Below are 18,167 nucleotides of genomic sequence, written 5' to 3'. Positions count from 1 at the left end.
GGCGCAATGTCGGCACAGCTCGGGCCGGAGGCCCGAACGGAGGCCATCGAACGGTTCAAGGCGACGGGCAGCTCAGAGAAGCAGCTCGACGTCCTCATCGTCGGTGGCGGCATTGTGGGGACTGGCGCGGCCCTCGACGCCGTGACCCGAGGCCTCGATGTCGGCATCGTCGAGCAGCGCGACTGGGCATCAGGCACGTCTTCGCGCTCGTCCAAGCTCATTCATGGCGGCCTTCGCTACCTTGAGATGCTGGACTTCCGGCTTGTCCAGGAGGCTCTGCAGGAACGCGGACTCCTCCTGCAGAGGATCGCCCCCCATCTCGTGAAGCCGGTGCCGTTCCTGTATCCGCTGACGCGCCGCTGGTGGGAGCGGCCCTATGTCGGAACGGGCATGCTGATGTACGACTCGCTGGGCCTTACGAACGGCCACGGAACTGGCCTTCCCATCCACAAGCACATGTTCCGACGAGGGACGCTTCGAGCGGCCCCCAGCCTGCGGGACGACGCGATGATCGGGGCGATCCGCTATTACGATGCGCAGGTCGACGACGCCCGGATGGTGGTGAACGTCGTCCGCACCGCTGCCCACCACGGAGCCCACGCGGTGAATCGGATGCGGGTCGAGAGCTTCCTGCGCGAGGGCGAGCGCGTTGTCGGGGCCCACGTGCGGGACCTGGAAACGGGCGAGGAGCTCGAAATCCGCGCAAAGCAGGTGATCAACGCTACAGGTGTCTGGACGGACGAAACCCAGGCCATGGTCACGGAGCGGGGCCAGCTCAAGGTTCGGGCATCCAAAGGCGTGCATCTTGTGGTTCCGCGCGACCGGTTCCAGTCGACGGTCGGCCTCATTCTCCGCACCGAGAAGTCCGTGCTGTTCGTCATACCGTGGGGGCGGCACTGGATCATCGGAACCACCGACACCGACTGGCGTCTCGACAAGGCCCATCCCGCGGCCTCAAGCAAGGACATCGACTACATCCTCGAGCGCGTCAACCGGGTCCTCAGGCGTCCCCTCACCCGAGAGGATGTGGAAGGCGTCTACGCGGGCCTCAGGCCCCTCCTAGCGGGCGAGAACGACTCGACGGCGGAGCTGAGCCGTGAGCACGTCGTCGCACATCCTGTGCCCGGCATGGTGGTCATTGCAGGCGGCAAATTCACGACGTACAGGATCATGGCCCGGGACGCCGTGGACGAGGCGGTGCGGAATCTGGACGAGCGGGTCCCGGCGAGTGTCACCGACCGAATCCCGCTGCTTGGAGCCGACGGATTCAAGGCAGTCTGGAACCGACGCGCCCGCCTCGCCTCAGCGGCCGGGGTTCACGTGGCCCGCGTCGAGCACCTGCTCAACCGCTTCGGGTCGCTTGCGACCGAAGTTCTGGACATCATCGCCCGAGACCAGTCGCTGGCCCAGCCGCTTCCCGGGGCGGATGACTACCTCAAGGCCGAGGTCGTCTACGCCGTCACCCACGAGGCCGCCCGGCACGTCGAGGACGTCCTGACCCGCCGCACCCGCATCTCGATCGAGGCTTGGGACCGCGGCGTCTCTGCAGCTCCTGTCGTAGCCGAACTCATGGCGCCGCTGCTCGGCTGGAGCCAAGTGCAGCGCGAACGTGAGATAACCCACTATCTCAAGCGCGTCGAGGCGGAGAGACTGAGCCAAGAGCAACCTGACGACGCGACCGCCGACGTCGCACGGCTGGGCGCGGAGGACATCATCCCGGTCCAGTGAGGGAGGTCCTCAGAACGGATCCGTAAAATGGCTGCATGCCCCAGCCATTCGATCGCTACGACGCGCAGCTGACCTCGCCTGGACTCGTCATCCTCGAGATGGACGCCGAGGACCGCCAGGACGCGACTCGGCAGCTCGCCGAGCGTCTCGCCGCCGAGGGCCGGATCGCCGACCTCGAAGCTTTCCTCGCCGATGTCGACGCCAGAGAGCACCAGATGGCTACGGGCCTCCCGGGCGGGATCGGCCTTCCGCACGCACGGAGCGAGCAAGTAACGCAGCCCTCGATCGCCGTCGGCGTCGCCAAGTACGGTAGGGCGGTCGACTTCGGGGCCCTTGACGGCCCGGCCTATGTGGTGTTGCTCATTGCCACACCGGCGTCGAGCTTCTCAGAGCACCTGGAGGTCCTCGCGACGATGGCTCGCTCGCTCTCGAAGGCGGGGTTCCGCGAGTCTCTGCGGCGAGCGAACGACGCCGACATCATCGCAGAGCTCGTCAACTCGGCTCTCGTCTTCGGAGACTAGCCCGGGCCCCGGGGTGAGAGGCCGTTTAGTTTTTCTACAGCTTGTCGGAGTACCGTTGAAAGGTGCTGAGAACCGCCCTCAAACCCCGTTGGATACTCGCGCTCATTGGCGCGCTCGCGGTCTCCAGCGTGTTCGTGCTCTTGAGCCAGTGGCAGTTCTCGCGTTCCACATCTGATGCCCCGCCGGTCGTGACGACGACTGAGACACCCCAGCCGCTCACGAAGACCCTTCAGCCCGCGACAGACTTCCCTGCAGCGGCCGCCGATCAGATGATCACGGCGACGGGGCACTACGACGCTTCCAAGCAGGTGCTCGTCCCGAATCGGCTGCTCAATGGCGTGAGCGGGTGGTGGGTCGTGACCGCGTTCGTGGTCGACGGCGCCCCGGCCGTCGATGGCGACCATACGGTCGTCATTCCTGTCGCTCGGGGGTGGCTTGCCGAGGCAAGCCAAGTGGAGGCTCCGCCATCTGGGGAAGTGCAGCTGACCGGTCGGCTCGAGCCGTCCGAGGCTCCTCAAGCGAACAAGAATCCTGCTCCTGGGCAGGCGTCGATGGTCGCGGTCCCTGAGCTCATCAACATGTGGGACGTCCAGAGCTACACGGGCTTCGTGGGTGCGACGCACGAGGTGACGGCGGCTGGCGACCAGTCGGCGTCGGCCGTCCCCGGGCTCCTGAAGCCAGTCAACATCCCGCCTCAGCCGAAATTGACGCCGGTCAATTGGCTCAACATCTTCTACGCCGTCGAGTGGGTCGTTTTCGCGGGATTCGCGATCTTCCTGTGGTGGCGGCTCGTCCGGGACGAATACGAACGCGAGCTCGAAGCCCGCGCTGACGACGAATCCGCCTCGTCTGAATTCCCTTCGTCTGGCCAGTCCTCGCCCGACGGAGAACATCTCCCATCCGACACCGGAGGAAAACCGTGATCGACCCCAAGCCCGCCACCGGGCGTACCCCCAAGCGCCGCTTCGGTGGCACCGTTGCACAGATCCGCTCAGCACTCGGCTTCTACAAGGTCATGGCCTACGCGACGGGATCGATGCTCCTGCTGCTGTGCCTCGAGATGATCCTCCGCTACGGCTTCGGCAAGTTCATCTTCGCCGGGGGAACTGACGCGCTCACCGGGAAGGCCTTCGGGTTCGGCTTGGCCGACGCCGATCCCGCGGGTGTGCTCGGCGGGGTCAACCTGTCGATCACGATCCTCATCGTGCACGGCTGGATGTATGTGATCTACCTCATCTCGAACTTCCGCCTGTGGTCGCTCATGCGCTGGCAGTTCGGCCGCCTGATCCTCATGGCGGCGGGCGGCGTCGTGCCTCTTCTTTCGTTCTTCGTCGAGCGGCGGATCCATGCCGAGGTGGAGCGCGAGCTCCTCGCTCATCCCGACGCCGGCCAACGCTACTGACTGCGCCGACGCAAGGTCCCCCTCCTTGAAGTCCGGTAGGCTTGACGGGTGACAACAGCATCCCAGAGCACAGGTTCGCAGACAGCTCACAGGCCGGTGCTCGTGGTGGACTACGGTGCCCAGTACGCGCAGCTCATCGCGCGTCGCGTCCGCGAGGCGAACGTCTATTCGGAGATCGTCCCGCACACCCTCACCACTGAGCAGATCCTCGCGAAGAACCCTGCCGCCATCATCCTCTCGGGCGGGCCCTCCAGCGTCTATGCGGATGGGGCTCCCCGTGTCGGCTCGGAGCTGTTCGAGGCGGGCGTGCCGGTCTTCGGCATCTGCTACGGCTTCCAGGCCATGGCCAACGCGCTCGGCGGTCTCGTCGCGAAGACGGGCCTGCGCGAGTACGGGGCGACTCAGGTCTCCGCCGTGGGGGAGCCCCACTCGATCCTCGCCGGCGTCCCGGTGCTCCAGAGCACGTGGATGAGTCACGGCGATGCCGTCCAGGAAGCCCCGGACGGCTTCGAAGTGCTCGCCACGACGCCAGGCGCTCCGGTTGCCGCGTTCGTGAACCTCGACAAGTCGCTTGGTGGCGTGCAGTGGCACCCCGAGGTCAAGCACTCCGAGTACGGACAGCAGGTCCTCGAAAACTTCCTGTTCGGAATCGCCGGCCTCGAGCGCAACTGGACTACCGGCAACATCGTCGACGAGCAGATCGGGCGCATCCGCGATCAGGTGGGCGATGCGCGTGTCATCTGTGGGCTGTCCGGCGGTGTGGACTCCGCTGTTGCGGCCGCCCTTGTACAGCGCGCCGTTGGCGACCAGCTGACGTGCGTCTTCGTCGATCACGGGCTTCTTCGCGAAGGAGAGGCCGAGCAGGTCGAACGCGACTTCGTCGCAGCTACGGGGGTCAACCTCTACGTCGCCAACGAGCAGGAGCGGTTCCTCTCGGCGCTCGCCGGAGTCACCGACCCTGAGCAGAAGCGCAAGATCATCGGACGCGAGTTCATCCGCGCCTTCGAAGAAGCCGAGCGCGCCATCATCGAGAAGGCCAAGGCGGAGGGGGAGCAAATCCGCTTCCTTGTCCAGGGCACCCTGTACCCGGACGTTGTCGAATCTGGCGGCGGCGAGGGTGCGGCGAACATCAAGAGCCATCACAACGTCGGTGGCCTTCCCGAAGACATGCGCTTCGAACTGGTCGAGCCTCTCCGCGCGCTCTTCAAGGACGAGGTGCGCTCGGTGGGGCGCCAGCTTGGCCTGCCCGCAGAGATCGTCGGCCGGCAGCCCTTCCCGGGGCCAGGCCTCGGGATCCGGATTATCGGCGAGGTCACCCATGAGCGGCTGGAGCTCCTCCGGAAGGCAGATGCTATCGCCCGCCATGAGCTGACGGCAGCAGGCCTCGACGACGAGGTGTGGCAGATGCCGGTTGTTCTGCTGGCGGATGTGCGCAGCGTGGGCGTCCAGGGCGATGGACGCACCTACGGCCACCCGATCGTCCTTCGCCCGGTCTCGAGCGAGGATGCGATGACGGCCGACTGGTCGCGCCTTCCGTTCGACCTTCTCTCGCGGATTTCCAACCGAATCACGAACGAGGTCGAGGGCGTCAACCGTGTGGTCCTCGACGTCACGAGCAAGCCCCCGGGAACCATCGAATGGGAGTGATTCCCCGCTGATTTGGCCCCCGGCTGCGTTGCGCCCGGGGGCCTTGGCGTCCGAGAGGCTAGTCTCGAAGCTATGCCGATAAGGTCCATAGGCAAACGACGGAGCGCTCCAGAGGGCGCAGAGGAGAGCAGGGACGTGCCCCAGCATCCGGGTATGCAGGAAGACGAGGCCCGCCTCGAGGCGTGGCTTTCGGCGCTCCCTGGCGTTACAGGACCCGACACCATGCTCGGCTTCGCCCCCACTTCCGAGGGCACCATCGAGCTGACCTCTGCAAACGCATCCGGTCTCGCGCAGCTGCTGGCTGGCCGCCGAACCCGTCTCTCGACGCTCGTCCGCGAGCGGCATGACTACACCGCCGCCGCCCGGGCTGCGCGGAACCTTCGCGCCAAGATCTACGAGCTCGCGAACGAGCGGGGACTCGACGCTGGTCATCTCGCCGCGGGAATCGCGACGTGGACCTCCGCCGTTGGGGGGCGGCCGCGGCGCGTGAGTGCGCCGGTCCTGCTGGCCGGCGTCGCGCTGACCGTGCGTTCGGAACAGGACGATTTCGAGATCAAACTCACCGGGCCAGCCAGGCTCAATCCGGCTCTGGTGCGGCATTTGCGTACTGTCCACCGTCTCGACATCGATGTGGCGGCAGTCGAACGACTTGCCTACAGCACCGCACGCCTCGATCCCCATCCCGTCCTCGAACGATTCCGCGCGATCCTGAGCGGCATCCCCGGGGCCGCTGTGGAGACACGTCTTCTGGTCTCGACCTTTGCTGACCTCGAGCACGCCCTCGATGATCCTGCGATTACCCCGGCGGCCCCTGTCGTTGCTTCGCTCGCAGCAGCCTCCCGCTCGGTGCACGTCGCGCCGAGTCCCCTCGACCCCTCGCGTTTCACCCCCGTAGACGAGCGGCCTCCGTCCCACGAGCTCCTCGTGCTCGATGCGGACGCGGACCAGCAGCTGGCGATCGACGCCACTCGTGCCGGTGACTCCCTCGTCATCGAGACCCCGCCCGGCACGGGACAGACGCAGACCGCCGTCAACGTGATCGCGAATCTTGTGGATGCCGGCCGGACTGTCCTCGTGGTAGCAGAGCGGCGAGCCAGTCTCGCGGAGCTCAACCATGCGTGTGAACGACTGGGCCTCGGCTCCCTGCTCCTCCAGCTGAGCGCTGGGCTCACCGCCAACCAGCTCAAGCAGCAGCTCGTCCGAGCAATCGTCCGGAACGAAAAGGCCGAACAGCCTCGCCTTGAAACCATCCACCGGACTCTCATCGAGCGGCGATACCAGCTCCTCGAGCATGTCGAGTCCCTGCACAACGTCCGCGAGCGCTGGGGCTGCTCGCCCTACGAGGCCATGCAGTCCCTCGCCGCGCTCACGTCCATCCACCCGTCTCCGGCCACAACCGTGCGGCTCAAGCGCAGCGTTCTCGACAGCATCCGCGAACGGCGGGAGCTCGCCGAGCGACTTCGCCGCGCCGCTGAACTGGGAAGCTTCAGCCGGGAGGCCACGACCAGCCCGTGGTACGGGGCGCGGATGCTGACCCGCCGCGAGACGGAAGACGCGCAAGCCCTCGTTCAGGCCCTTGTCAAGGATCTTCCCGCGCTGCGCGAGAGGATGGCGACGCTGGCCGCCCACTCCGAGATCCGCCTCGGATCCACTGTCGAGGAGTGGGGACGGCAGATCGAGATGCTCGTGGCTGTGCGTGAAAGCCTCGACAAGTTCACGCCCGACATCTTCGACCGTCCGGTCAACGACCTCATCGCTGCCACGGCCCCATCGGGCTGGCGCCGGGAACGTGGGATCGAGATTCCCGCGATGCAGCGTTCCCGGCTGCGGCGGGTGGCGAAGGAATACGTCCGCCCGGGCGTCCACCTGGCGGATCTTCACAGCTCGCTCATCCTGGTTCAAGAGCAGCGGGCCCAGTGGTCCGAGTACGCCGTCTCGCAACGGCATCCGATGGTGCCGTCGGGGCTCGCCGATCTCCGGGAAGACTACCGCGCAGTCCGCAAGGGCCTTGAGCGGCTGGGACACGTGATCGTCGGGACACGAAGCGGCGGGGACCTGCTGTTGGATCCGGTGGTGGAGGTCCAAGGCCGACTTCAGGATCTCTCTGAGAGCTACGACTCCCTGCGTTCCCTGCCCGAACGGACGCTTCTGGAAGACGAGCTGCGCGAGCGTGGACTCGGTGAGCTCCTCGACGACCTCGCGGCGCGCCAAGCCTCGCCCGAGGTTGTGGCCTCGGAGCTCGAGCTCGCATGGTGGCAGTCTGTTCTCGAAGCGATGATCAGCGGCGACGACTACCTTGCGATGTCGGATGGTGCGCAGCTGCGTACCGCAGAGGAGGAGTTCCGCCGCGCGGATCGCGCCCACATTGGATCGGGTGCCGCCCGAGTCCGATGGCGGCTTGCCGGGGAGTGGGGCCGCGCGCTCGGCGAGCACCCGCGTGAGGCTGAATCGCTTCGGAACCAGCTCAAGGACGGGCGTGTCAGCCTCGCAGCACTTGGCTCTCAGGCGCCGCACCTGGTGCGGCCGCTTGTGCCGGTCTGGACGGCGAGCCCGTATTCTCTGGCGTCGGCGGCACCGGCAAACCGTCGGTTTGATGCCGTCGTCCTCCTGGACGCAGATTCCCTGCCGCTTCGGGCCGCGCTGCCTGCCGTAGCGCGAGCCGGGCAGGTCATCGCATTCGGCGACACGCACGTCGCGAATCCGAAGCCTTTCACGGTCGGAGTCGATCACAGCGCGCGTCCCCAGGAGTCGCCCGATCAGGTCGAGAGCGCATTCGGGGCGTTGAGCAGGATCCTCCCGACAGTTCGGCTCAAGACGGTGTACCGCGGCGTCGATGAGGAGCTGGGGCTCCAGCTGAGCCGCCGGTTCTATGACGGTGCTCTCCGAAGGCTCCCAGACGGGCAGTCGGTCACGGGCCTGGATCGGGCGCTCTTGGTCGAGTACCTTCCAGACGGCACCGGAATGCCCTCTGGCCAAGACGGCAACGTCGAGTCTGTTGCCGCGGAGGTGAACCGCGTGGTGGATCTCGTGTTCGAGCATGCCGCGCACCGCCCCAACTCGTCCCTCGCTGTCGTGACTGCCAGCGCTCAGCACGCGGCGCGCGTCGGTGAGGCCATCCGACTCCAAATGGCCAACCACGCGGATTCGAAGGAGTTCTTCAGCGGCGGGGAAGAGCCGTTCCGCGTCGTTCCCGTCGACCGTGCCGGAGGCCTTGTCCGGGACCACGTGATCTTCTCGCTCGGTTACGGACGCACCCCGCACGGGCGAGCCATGCACTACTTCGGGCCCCTGAGCGAGCCGGGCGGCCGGCGCCGCTTCGCGCTTGCAATGAGCCGAGCGCGGCACACGATGCACGTGCTGACCTGCTTCCAACCCGGCGAGCTCGACGAGAGCCGCCTCAGCGAGGGTGCCCGCGACTTCCACGAGCTTCTCGAACGGGAACTGGCCGGGCGGACCGAACTCGGTACGAGAGCGACCCGGGCAGCTGCGAGCGGCGAGTCCCTGGGGGCAGACCCCCTCGTCACCGACTTGGGGGAGCGCCTCGCCTCCCGCGGTGCAAGGGTGTGGCACCACTACGACGGCGAAATCGACATGGCCGCCGCGGTGGATCCGCTCCTCACACTCTCTCGGGACGACCAGGAGCAGAGCGTTCCGGTCGCCGTCGAATCGGACGGCACCAATCGGTACCGCGATCTCAGTGTCAGAGAACGGAGCCGGCAGCGGCCCGAACTGCTTGAGCGCATGGGCTGGCGCTACTTCACTCTGTGGACAATCGAGGTCTTCACGGATCCCGGAAGCTGCGCGGACATGATCGCGGATCTGCTGGGACTCGAGGGCCCATCGGATGAGGGCAACGGGGCGGGCTTCCTCGCAGGCGGCGTCATGGGCGCCGTGCATAAGCCGGACCAGACGGAAGCCGGACTGTGGGGCGTTCAGGGCCGACCCGACGGTGAGGCCCCTGGGAGCGTGTGGAACGACATGATGATCGATGAGAGTGCAGCCGAGGGCAACGCCCCTCGTGACTCCTCTGCGTATGACGATGTGGTTCCACTTGACGAGTACAGGGAGGGTTCTCCGGTGGCAGCACGCGACCATCTCAGCTCGAATCGGCGCGTAAGCGTGCCCGCGACGGAAAGTGGGCGCGAGGAGTCCGAGGAGACGCCAACGCACGACAATGCTGAGGGCACCGAGGAGAGCCTCGAGCAGGCTCAACGAGCGGATGACCAACCTCGCGAAGAAGGAGAGGGACCGAGCCAGCCGATGACGCGCCGGGAAGTGCGCGGGGCCGAGGGCTCGACGAGGCGCCGCAGCCCCGATGAGTCGGTGCTCCCGCGCCGCGCTGGCGAGGACGATCCTCGTGCGTGGGGCGACCGCGAGTCGACGCGTGATCACGACCAATGGCTCAAGGATCAGCGTCCGCCACACTGGGGCTGACCTACCGCTCGGACAGCAGATTGTCATCGCGGCGTTTCGACGAGAGCGAAGAAGACCTTGCCGCGGGCTGACGCCCCGGCGAGGATCGGCGCCACCTCGGGCGAGGCTGCAACGACGAGGAGTCCGTTCTGGTCCTTCGGCGGCCCAAGCCACGCACCCGACTGATCGGTGACTGAGCCCGTCCAGAGGACCGTGACGCCAGATGCGATACGGGACGCATTCCGCCCCTCGCGGCCGGACTCTTCGGCGAGTACGAGATCGACGGCCTGTCCCGTACGGACCAATTGAAGCGAGTCGGGGTCAGCGACTCTGACTGGGACGGCAGCGGTCCCTGGAGGGGTTCCGGCCAAGAGGCCCGGGCCGACCGTTGAGGCGTCCGTGAGCATTCCGCCCCGACGGACTGGAGCTGAGAGTCGCTTGCCTTCAGCTGCCGCGATCTCGCGGACCGCGCCGTCGGGCACCGCGCCGTATGGGACATGTGCGATTCGTAGCTGGGCGGCTGAAACGAGGGCGCCGGCTGGCAGGTCGGCGCCGGCGACCACTATGGGTGACTGTGGAGCCGAGGCTGGGGTGAGTTGGTAGACCGAAATGGCAACCGCTCCGCACAGGAGCGCCGCCGCCAGGGTGCGGCGTCGTCGTCGGAGGAAGCGGACCAAAGGCGAACGGGGCCTCGAGCCCCAAGGGTGCGATGGGCTCGAGGCGCTCGCGCGGTCGCGATACGACGTCCGACGGCGCAACGGTCCAGTGAGAAGGGGCATGCCCCTGACGCTAGGACACCCACTTCAGCTCAACCTCCCGGCCGGTCCCCTTTGTGGACGAACCGCCGGATCTGCAGCTGTGGAGGGAGAAAGATCAGTTGGCGCCAGCCGAAGCCGAAGCCGACGCCGCGGCTGGGGCCGGAGCGGATGCAGGAGCCGCTGGTGTGCTGGGGGTGGAGCCGTTGGCGGATGGCGCGGCTGACCCCGCCGGGAGGGTGCTCGAACTGCGCGAATCCGTGCGGTAGAAGCCGCTGCCCTTGAAGACCACGCCGACGCTGTTGAACTTCTTGCGCAGGCTGCCGCCGCACTCCGGGCACGCTGTGAGGGAGTCGTCGCTGAACGACTGGACGATGTCGAAGGCATGTCCGCAGTCTTTGCAGGCGTACGCGTAAGTAGGCACAGTCACTCCTTGCGAAACGTGGGGGCCGTTAGCAGTCAAGGACCCCGAGTGCCAATTCTAACAGGCCAAGCTCATGCAATATTCCCCAGATGCCTGATGCCGCTTGGCGTGATCGCGGCTTGTACGCGTCGATCGAGCGGCTCGTCCGGGACTCCGCCCGGGGGGAGGACCTCGGCGTCGAAGACAATCGCTGCGGTCGCCGGGATGGCGCCCCCACTTAGCTGTGCCAGAAAGCGATCGTAGTAGCCCCCGCCCTGGCCCACCCGCCGCCCATCCGCGTCGAGGGCTGTCGCAGGAAGGAGGATCGCAGCGAGAGGCGGCCGATCGGCGTCGCCCGCTTGAAGCGCCCGCGCGTCGAGCCGCGGCCCCACAGGCTCTTGGAGCGGCGCGAACCGGCTGCGCTCGTACGAGATGTTGGGCTGCCACTCCACCCACGAAAGCTGCCGCTCGGGTTCGCAGATCGGGAGCAGAAGGTGGAACCCGCGGGCGTGGAGCCGGCCGAGGAGGGGGAGCGTGGGCGGCTCGGCGCCGAGTCCGAGGTAGGCGGTCAGGGTGCCCCCCTCCGGGACAGCGCTGGTAGCCCAGGCAAAGCCGTGGAACGCGATCCCCGCGCCCGCGGCCTCCCGTTCGTCCGGGCTCATCGCACGACGGCGCTGCCACACTTCCGCGCGCAGGCTCCGCTTGCGCTCTGCTGCAGTTTCCACCCTGAGAGCCTATCCGTACGCTTGTCATGCGGATCCGCACCGGCGGAATCGTCGTATAGAGTGACAGCGTGTCGACCACGAAGCCAGTCAGGAAAGCCGTCATCCCTGTCGCCGGGCTTGGTACCCGGTTCCTCCCGGTGACAAAGGCCATGCCCAAGGAAATGCTGCCCGTGGTGGACAAGCCCGCCATCCAGTACGTGGTCGAGGAGGCGGTCTCCGTCGGTCTCGACGACATCCTGATGATCACCGGCCGCAACAAGCGTGCCCTCGAGGATCATTTCGACCGGGTCCCGTCGCTCGAGGCGACTCTCGAGGAGAAGGGCGACGAGAAGAAGCTCGCCGCCATCCAGGAGTCCAGCAACCTCGGTGACATTCATTATGTGCGTCAGGGGGATCCGAAGGGGTTGGGGCATGCGGTGCTGTGCGCGCAGCGGCATGTGGGGGCCGAGCCGTTTGCGGTGCTGCTGGGGGATGACCTGATCGATGAGCGTGATGAGCTGCTGGGGGAGATGATCCGGGTGCAGCAGGCCACGGGTGGGTCCGTGGTGGCGCTGATGGAGGTTCCGCGGGAGGCGATCTCGGCGTACGGGTGCGCGAAGGTCAGCCCTGTGGAGGGGGAGTCGTTCGTGCAGGTGCACGGGCTGGTGGAGAAGCCGGCGCCGGAGGATGCGCCGTCGAATCTGGCGATCATCGGGCGGTATGTGCTGCATCCGGCGGTGTTCGGGGTGCTGGAGGAGACGGAGCCGGGCCGTGGCGGGGAGATCCAGCTCACGGATGCGCTGCAGACCCTGGCCCGTCGTGAGGGCGAGGGCGGGGGCGTGTACGGGGTTGTGTTCCGGGGGCGCCGGTACGACACGGGGGACAAGCTCAGCTACCTCAAGGCCGTCGTCACCCTCGCCTCGGAACGACCGGACCTTGGGCCCGAGCTTCGGTCTTGGCTCGAGGAATTTGTCGCGGGACTTTAGAGTGCGCGATGCGGTAGATCACCAGTCGGTCTGACGCAGCTGACGCGGGTGGTCCAGCGTGCACGCGGCGGGTGGGTCAGTAAGCTGCGCGGGAGCGAACGTCTACTTCTCGATCGACTAAGCTCATGCGGGTGCGCACCAGTCTCCCAAAGCCTTCCAGTTGGCCTGAAGCAGGCCGAGTGTTTGCATTCGCGTTCGTCTGCTTCCTCGCGCTGAGCAGCCTCTGGGCTCTGGCTTCGCCGCTGATGTCTGCTCCCGACGAGCCTTCGCACGCCATTAAGGCGGCAGCAGTTGTTCGAGGCGAATGGCTCGGTCAAAATTCAGAGGTGCAGGGGCAGGCACTTCGGGTCAAAGTGCCGGAGTACATCGCCGCGCTCAATTCAGTTCCCAGTTGCTTCGCCTTCAAGGCTGACCGGAGCGCAGCTTGCGCTCCGAGCATTTCGAAACTGGGAAACAACTTGGTTTCCGCAACTACGACAGCTGGCAACTACAACCCTCTATATTATGCCGTTGTCGGCCTTCCGACTTTGGTCACGAGCGGACAGAAGGCCATCTACGGCATGCGGTTGCTGACGGCCCTATGGTGCGCGTTGTTCTTTGCTGTACCTGTTGCTTTCGCGCACAAATTATGGCCCCGAAGACTTCCAACAGTCGTCACCGCACTTGCTATAACCCCTATGTGCTTTTTCTTAGCCGGATCAGTTAATCCTAATGCGGTTGAAATTGCGACTACTATAGCTGCCTTCGTAGCTGCTTTCGCGATGTTCGATGCGAGCTTCAATCGCCCTGCGCTTGCGGCGTCCGTCTTCGGAGTCAGTGGCCTCATCTTGGCCAATCTGCGTCCGCTGTCAATCGTTTGGTTGGCTATCGCACTTGTTGGTGCAGCACTGTTGCAATGGCGCCGCGGACTATTGAAAAGGCCGCCAAGGGCCATTTGGGTGGGACTCGCTCTGGCGGGGGCTGGCGTTGTATTGGGGCTCGCCTGGCAGATGGTTTCGAACTCTTTTCAGAGCTTGGGCGGTTCGGCCGTCAAGGATACGCCTGAGCAAGTCGTGTCGGTGATGCTTGAACGAACTTTCGACTACGCCAGGCAATACGTCGGGGTCATGGGATGGTTGGATGCGTCTCTACCCACTGTCACTTACGTGGTATGGGATGCCGTGGCGATGGGACTGTTGGTCGGTTGCCTCGCACTGTGGCGCGGTCGACGTCGTATTGGAATTGTGCTGTTGAGCGCCGTCATTCTGCTTCTCCCTGTTGTCTTCCAGATTCCTGCAGCTCCTGAATTGGGATACATCTGGCAGGGGCGCTATATCCTGCCGCTTGTCGTCGTTCTCCTTGTTGCCTGCGGCTTTTCCTTCGAGGGACTCGACTTCCAATCCCGCCCTGCTCGCACTCTCTTGAAACTCACAGTCTTTTGCTTGGGATTCGCGAACTTTTACGGCTTCGTCTGGGTTTTGCGACGTTATGCGACCGGAATAGGAAACGGAATCTTTTGGGACGAGTTCTTCGGCTCTCCGAAGTGGCAACCGCCTGGGGGGCTGGCGCTGATCGCTCTCCTGTATTGCGCGATCACGGTTTGGGGCAGCCTAGCTTGCATCCGCTACCTTCCAAGAAGGCGTTTGATTGATGCCGAGGATGAACAATTGGAAAGCGAACGCCGTTTTCGAATAGCTGCCGGCGATGATAGGGGCTAAAGCTCTGCCACTTCTGACGATCGCTGCTCTGCCCGTTGCCGCACAACTGGGCGTTGGCTAGGTTAGTCGCGAACGGCGTCCGTGTCCGAAGGGGAGGCGCCCAACGGGTTGTCTTTCGCACGGTTCTTGAAAACCCAGTGTCGGTAAAGGAAATAGTTCCAAGTCATTGTCAGTGCTGTTGAGACGACTTTTCCTATCGCGTAGGAAAGCCCTGCTGCCGCTATTACGTTGACGATGATATCGGTTGCGCCCGTGTTGACTATCACGAGCGCAATGTACTTGGCGAAGCTCGCATCGCGACGGCTGGTCGAATTAAAGGTGAAGCTTCTCTGCGCGGCGAAGTTGAAGAGCAAGCTTATTATGAAGGCGATCGGAGTCGCTATCCAAAGGTCGAGACGGAACGCCTCGTGCAGCAGAGCAAGCGTACCCAGGTCTATTGCGAAGCTAAGACCGCCGACAATCAAGAACTTGACTACCGAGCTGCCAACGACCATTGCCCAGAGCCGCTTGTAGAGCGGAACGCGGGTTTGCTGCATGCTTTGCTACAACCTATCTGAGTCTTCGAGTCAGGCTTGATGTCCCGAGACGGGGCCGTCTAACTGTACACGGCTCGACTGTGACCCAGCTCCTAGCGGAGGCCCTTCCGGGCTCTTCCGTGCCTCCGTGCTCGTCTCCTCCGTGTCATTTCCATCCGCCTAGCCTGACAGGGTCGGTGCGGGAAGCCGGCGCCGCCTGATCGCTGGAGGCGGGGGATTGTCGAGCAGTGCCTGCTGCATGGGGGGGGAAAGGCTGTGGATGCGTTCCGCATCGTTGAAGAGGAAGTTCGCGAGCTGGTCCGCGTGCGGGGATTGGACCCTCTTCGCCAGCACGCTGAGGTACGTCGTCTTGTGGATGCCGCTGTAGCGGACTACGACGAGCGCGCCCTGCTTGGCGCGGTGCCGGCACTTGGATCGCTCGATACTGCACGTCGGCATGTATTCGACGCGGTGGCTGGACTGGGGCCGCTTCAACCGCTCCTGGACGATCCAGACGTCGAGGAAATCTGGATCAATGCGCCCCATGAGGTGTTCGCGGCGCGCAGAGGTGAGTCTGAGCTGACTGCCGTGACGCTCACAGAGCAGGGAGTGCGTGACCTGGTCGAGAGAATGCTCAAGACTTCCGGGCGTCGGCTCGATCTCTCCAGCCCGTTCGTTGACGCTGCGCTACCCGACGGATCTCGTTTGCACGTCGTGATCCCGGACGTCACCAAGCGGCATTGGGCCGTGAACATTCGGAAATTTGTCGCCAGTGCGACCCGGCTGGAACATCTTGTCGAGCTGGGCTCGCTGACTCACGAAGCCGCCCAGTTTCTGTCAGCAGCCGTCTCTGGAGGCCTAAACATCCTCATTTCAGGGGCTACGCAAGCCGGCAAGACGACGATGCTCAATTGTCTCGGGGCCGGGGTTGGTCCTCGCGAACGGGTCGTTACGGTTGAGGAGATCTTCGAGCTCCGGTTTCCACTCCGCGACGTCGTAGGCCTTCAGTGCCGCCAGGCCAACCTTGAGGGTACTGGCGAGATCCCGCTTCGGCGCCTTGTGAAGGAGGCGTTACGCATGCGGCCGGATCGGCTTGTCGTCGGTGAGGTGCGCGAGGCCGAGAGCCTCGACATGCTCATCGCGCTTAACGCGGGGCTCCCGGGAATGTGTACGATCCACGCGAATTCTGCGCGTAACGCGATCACAAAGCTCTGCACCTTGCCCCTGCTGGCAGGCCCAAATATCTCCTCTGAGTTCATAGTGCCAACGGTCGCGGCCTGCATCGATCTCGTCGTGCATTGCACTCGTACTTCCACCGGGCATCGCCAAGTCGGCGAGATTCTGGCACTCGGAGAGCGCGTCGAGAACGGCCTGATCGAGACGTCCTCCGTCTTTGCCCGCGTCGATGGCGCACTTCGGCGTTCTGGAACGGGACTGCCGAAACCAGACAAGTTCGCGGCGGCGGGGATCCTCGGCACCTCCTTGGATGCCCGCTGATGGCTCCGGCAGTCGGCTTGATGGGCGGTCTTGGCCTGTTCCTTATCTGGTGGGCCTGCTGGGAATCGCCGCAGGTGAAGGCGCAGCGGAGAAAGGCAGGGAGGATCGAGCAAGCGCTTCGACAGGCTGGGCTCGGCAACATTTCGCCAGCTCGGCTCGCTCTAGCTTCGTTCGCCTTTGGAACTCTGGTGATGGTCGCGATCGCGGGCGTGACGGCATGGCCGATCGGCTTATGCTTCGGGGCCTTCGCCTCGGGGACACCATTGGCTCTCGTGTTCTGGCAGGCCAAGAGGCGGGCTCGCGCGCTTTGCGAGGTCTGGCCCGACGCCGTGGACCATCTTCGATCCGCTATTCGGGCGGGACTCTCGCTCCCGGAGGCGCTCATCCAATTGGGCGATAAGGGGCCTGAGATCCTCCGACCGGTTTTCGTGGCCTTCGCAGCAGACTTTCGCTCGGGAGGTAGCTTCGCTGACTCGCTGACTCGCTTGAAGGACAGCCTCGCTGATCCGGCCGCCGACAGGATTGTGGAAGCGCTCCGATTGACGCGAGACGTCGGCGGATCCGACCTCGGCCGTCTCCTCGCCACCCTGGCGGAGTGCCTTCGCGAGAACCTGCGGACGCGAAGCGAGCTTGAAGCCCGGCAATCGTGGACAGTCAATGGCGCCCGTCTCGCCGTCGCGGCACCTTGGGCCGTCCTTCTCCTGCTAGCAGCCAGACCGGAGGCGATGGAGGCGTACGCCCGGCCGGCGGGGCTCTTGGTCCTAGGCGGGGGGCTCGTCGTCTCGTTCGTCTGCTACCGGCTCATGCTCCGAATTGGTGCCCTGCCCTCGGAAGAGCGAGTGCTTCGATGAGTCCTCTGACCGGATGGGCCGTTCTGAGCGGCGCGCTTCTTGGCCTAGGGCTGTGGATCACGTGCGCCCGCCTGCCTGTCCTACGCCGCACAACCTTCGCAGAACGTGTGGCTCCACAGTTGCGCTCGGTGGATGCGTCGTCGCGCCTGCTTCGATCAGACCACCTCGGTGTGACGCCGTTCGGCTCGATTGAGCGCGTTCTCCGACCAGCGGTTGCCGAAGCTGTCGCGGTGATGTCGAGTTTCGGTGCAGGCAAGGCGGCGCTCGAAAGGCGACTCGCACAAGCTGGCTTGTCCAGTCGAGTAACCGAATTCCGATCAGAGCAGATCCTCTGGGCAGGGCTTGCGTTCGGGGTTGGGTCCGTGGCGGCAATCGGGGCCGCTTCCGCCGGGAAGATCCCGCCCCCTCTCGCTGTTCTGCTGTCCCTCGCGGCCGGTGTCGCCGGGTTCTTGGGCCGGGAGTTCGCCCTTACAGCCACGATCCGCAGACGTCACCGCCGCATTCTCGCGGAATTTCCCGCTATAGCTGACATGTTTGCTCTTGCCGTAGGGGCAGGCGAGACCGCCGCCGGTGCTCTGGATCGCCTCGCGGGTGTCTCTGCGGGAGCACTCGCGGAGGAATTCTCAAGGGTAACGGCCGAGACAAGGGCGGGCGCAACGCTCGTCGGCGCCCTTCGAGCCATGGCCGTAAGAGTCGACCTCGCCCCAATTTCCCGGTTCGTTGACGGCCTGATAGTGGCGATCGAGCGTGGCACCCCGCTTTCGGACGTGCTTCGAGCCCAAGCTCAGGACGTACGTGACGCGGCGAAGCGAGACCTGATGGAGGCAGCCGGGCGTAAGGAGATCGGCATGATGGTCCCGCTAGTCTTCGGAATCCTCCCGCTCACCATCTTGTTCGCGGTTTTTCCCGGGTTCGCGAGTATCGCATTGGGGCCATAACGCCGTCCCCGTGCCTCGAAGCGACCACAAGCTATTCCACGCCAAGCAAGCGAAAAATCAACCGAAAGGGAATCATGAGCACCATCGCGCGTTACGTCCTTCATACTACG

At 65.1% G+C, this 18,167-nt stretch carries 15 protein-coding genes; 11 read left to right on the top strand and 4 right to left on the bottom strand.

Annotated elements, in window-relative coordinates; all coding sequences use genetic code 11:
• The first annotated feature begins 6 nt into the window (after window positions 1–6).
• The 6 genes from LK10_RS03230 (at window position 7) to LK10_RS03205 (ending at window position 9,732) form a co-directional block, all read left to right on the top strand.
• Window positions 7–1,728, top strand: coding sequence for a glycerol-3-phosphate dehydrogenase/oxidase (locus LK10_RS03230; RefSeq protein WP_043120014.1), 1,722 nt, complete (start codon window positions 7–9; stop codon window positions 1,726–1,728).
• A 35-nt stretch (window positions 1,729–1,763) separates the two neighbouring features.
• Window positions 1,764–2,249, top strand: a complete 486-nt coding sequence (locus tag LK10_RS03225; RefSeq protein ID WP_043120013.1) for a PTS sugar transporter subunit IIA — start codon at window positions 1,764–1,766, stop codon at window positions 2,247–2,249.
• Between the two features lie 62 nt (window positions 2,250–2,311).
• On the top strand, window positions 2,312–3,172 hold the full coding sequence (locus tag LK10_RS03220) for an SURF1 family protein (protein WP_081998230.1): 861 nt from the start codon (window positions 2,312–2,314) through the stop codon (window positions 3,170–3,172).
• Complete coding sequence (locus LK10_RS03215) at window positions 3,169–3,651, top strand: DUF3817 domain-containing protein (RefSeq protein WP_043120011.1); 483 nt, start codon at window positions 3,169–3,171, stop codon at window positions 3,649–3,651. Before LK10_RS03220 ends, LK10_RS03215 begins: the two co-directional genes overlap by 4 nt.
• A 96-nt stretch (window positions 3,652–3,747) precedes the next feature.
• The gene (gene guaA, locus LK10_RS03210) at window positions 3,748–5,298 is read left to right on the top strand and encodes a glutamine-hydrolyzing GMP synthase (RefSeq protein WP_052206875.1); all 1,551 of its coding nucleotides are present in this window, start codon (window positions 3,748–3,750) and stop codon (window positions 5,296–5,298) included.
• A gap of 72 nt (window positions 5,299–5,370) precedes the next feature.
• A complete protein-coding gene (locus tag LK10_RS03205) occupies window positions 5,371–9,732 on the top strand; it encodes a DUF4011 domain-containing protein (RefSeq protein ID WP_043120009.1) in 4,362 nt (1,453 codons plus the stop codon).
• A gap of 23 nt (window positions 9,733–9,755) precedes the next feature.
• On the opposite strand, the gene LK10_RS03200 is transcribed toward LK10_RS03205, so the two are convergent.
• The 3 genes from LK10_RS03200 to LK10_RS03190 all read right to left on the bottom strand — a co-directional run bounded on the left by LK10_RS03200 (window position 9,756) and on the right by LK10_RS03190 (window position 11,594).
• Window positions 9,756–10,490, bottom strand: a complete 735-nt coding sequence (locus LK10_RS03200; RefSeq protein WP_197061833.1) for an RcpC/CpaB family pilus assembly protein — start codon at window positions 10,488–10,490, stop codon at window positions 9,756–9,758.
• A 94-nt stretch (window positions 10,491–10,584) separates the two neighbouring features.
• Window positions 10,585–10,890 carry an FmdB family zinc ribbon protein gene (locus LK10_RS03195; protein ID WP_043120008.1) on the bottom strand — a complete coding sequence of 102 codons (306 nt, stop codon included), beginning with the start codon at window positions 10,888–10,890 and terminating at the stop codon, window positions 10,585–10,587.
• 71 nt (window positions 10,891–10,961) lie between these two features.
• On the bottom strand, window positions 10,962–11,594 hold the full coding sequence (locus LK10_RS03190) for a 5-formyltetrahydrofolate cyclo-ligase (RefSeq protein WP_052206874.1): 633 nt from the start codon (window positions 11,592–11,594) through the stop codon (window positions 10,962–10,964).
• Window positions 11,595–11,662: 68 nt separating this feature from the next.
• On the opposite strand from LK10_RS03190, the gene galU reads away from it, so the two are divergent.
• A complete protein-coding gene (gene galU / locus LK10_RS03185) occupies window positions 11,663–12,559 on the top strand; it encodes a UTP--glucose-1-phosphate uridylyltransferase GalU (RefSeq protein ID WP_043120007.1) in 897 nt (298 codons plus the stop codon).
• Between the two features lie 125 nt (window positions 12,560–12,684).
• Window positions 12,685–14,256, top strand: coding sequence for a DUF2142 domain-containing protein (locus LK10_RS21150; protein WP_081998228.1), 1,572 nt, complete (start codon window positions 12,685–12,687; stop codon window positions 14,254–14,256).
• A gap of 62 nt (window positions 14,257–14,318) precedes the next feature.
• Here LK10_RS21150 and LK10_RS03175 read toward each other — a convergent pair whose 3' ends face one another.
• A complete protein-coding gene (locus LK10_RS03175) occupies window positions 14,319–14,792 on the bottom strand; it encodes a GtrA family protein (protein WP_231567572.1) in 474 nt (157 codons plus the stop codon).
• Between the two features lie 255 nt (window positions 14,793–15,047).
• Here LK10_RS03175 and LK10_RS03170 point away from each other — a divergent pair, with 255 nt between their 5' ends.
• Genes LK10_RS03170 through LK10_RS03160 form a run of 3 tightly spaced genes read left to right on the top strand, consistent with a single transcriptional unit; the run spans window position 15,048 to window position 18,057 of the window.
• Complete coding sequence (locus tag LK10_RS03170) at window positions 15,048–16,268, top strand: CpaF family protein (RefSeq protein ID WP_043120004.1); 1,221 nt, start codon at window positions 15,048–15,050, stop codon at window positions 16,266–16,268.
• Window positions 16,268–17,119: a type II secretion system F family protein gene (locus LK10_RS03165; RefSeq protein WP_043120003.1), complete on the top strand. Its 852-nt coding sequence runs from the start codon at window positions 16,268–16,270 to the stop codon at window positions 17,117–17,119. The genes LK10_RS03170 and LK10_RS03165 overlap by 1 nt, the downstream gene beginning before the upstream one ends.
• Entirely contained in the window at window positions 17,116–18,057 is a 942-nt protein-coding gene (locus LK10_RS03160) for a type II secretion system F family protein (RefSeq protein WP_043120001.1), read from the top strand. Before LK10_RS03165 ends, LK10_RS03160 begins: the two co-directional genes overlap by 4 nt.
• Window positions 18,058–18,167: the final 110 nt, after the last annotated feature.

The sequence above is a fragment of the Sinomonas humi genome (assembly GCF_000802235.1).
Taxonomy (GTDB): domain Bacteria; phylum Actinomycetota; class Actinomycetes; order Actinomycetales; family Micrococcaceae; genus Sinomonas; species Sinomonas humi.
This window is presented reverse-complemented; position numbering and strand designations above follow the sequence as displayed.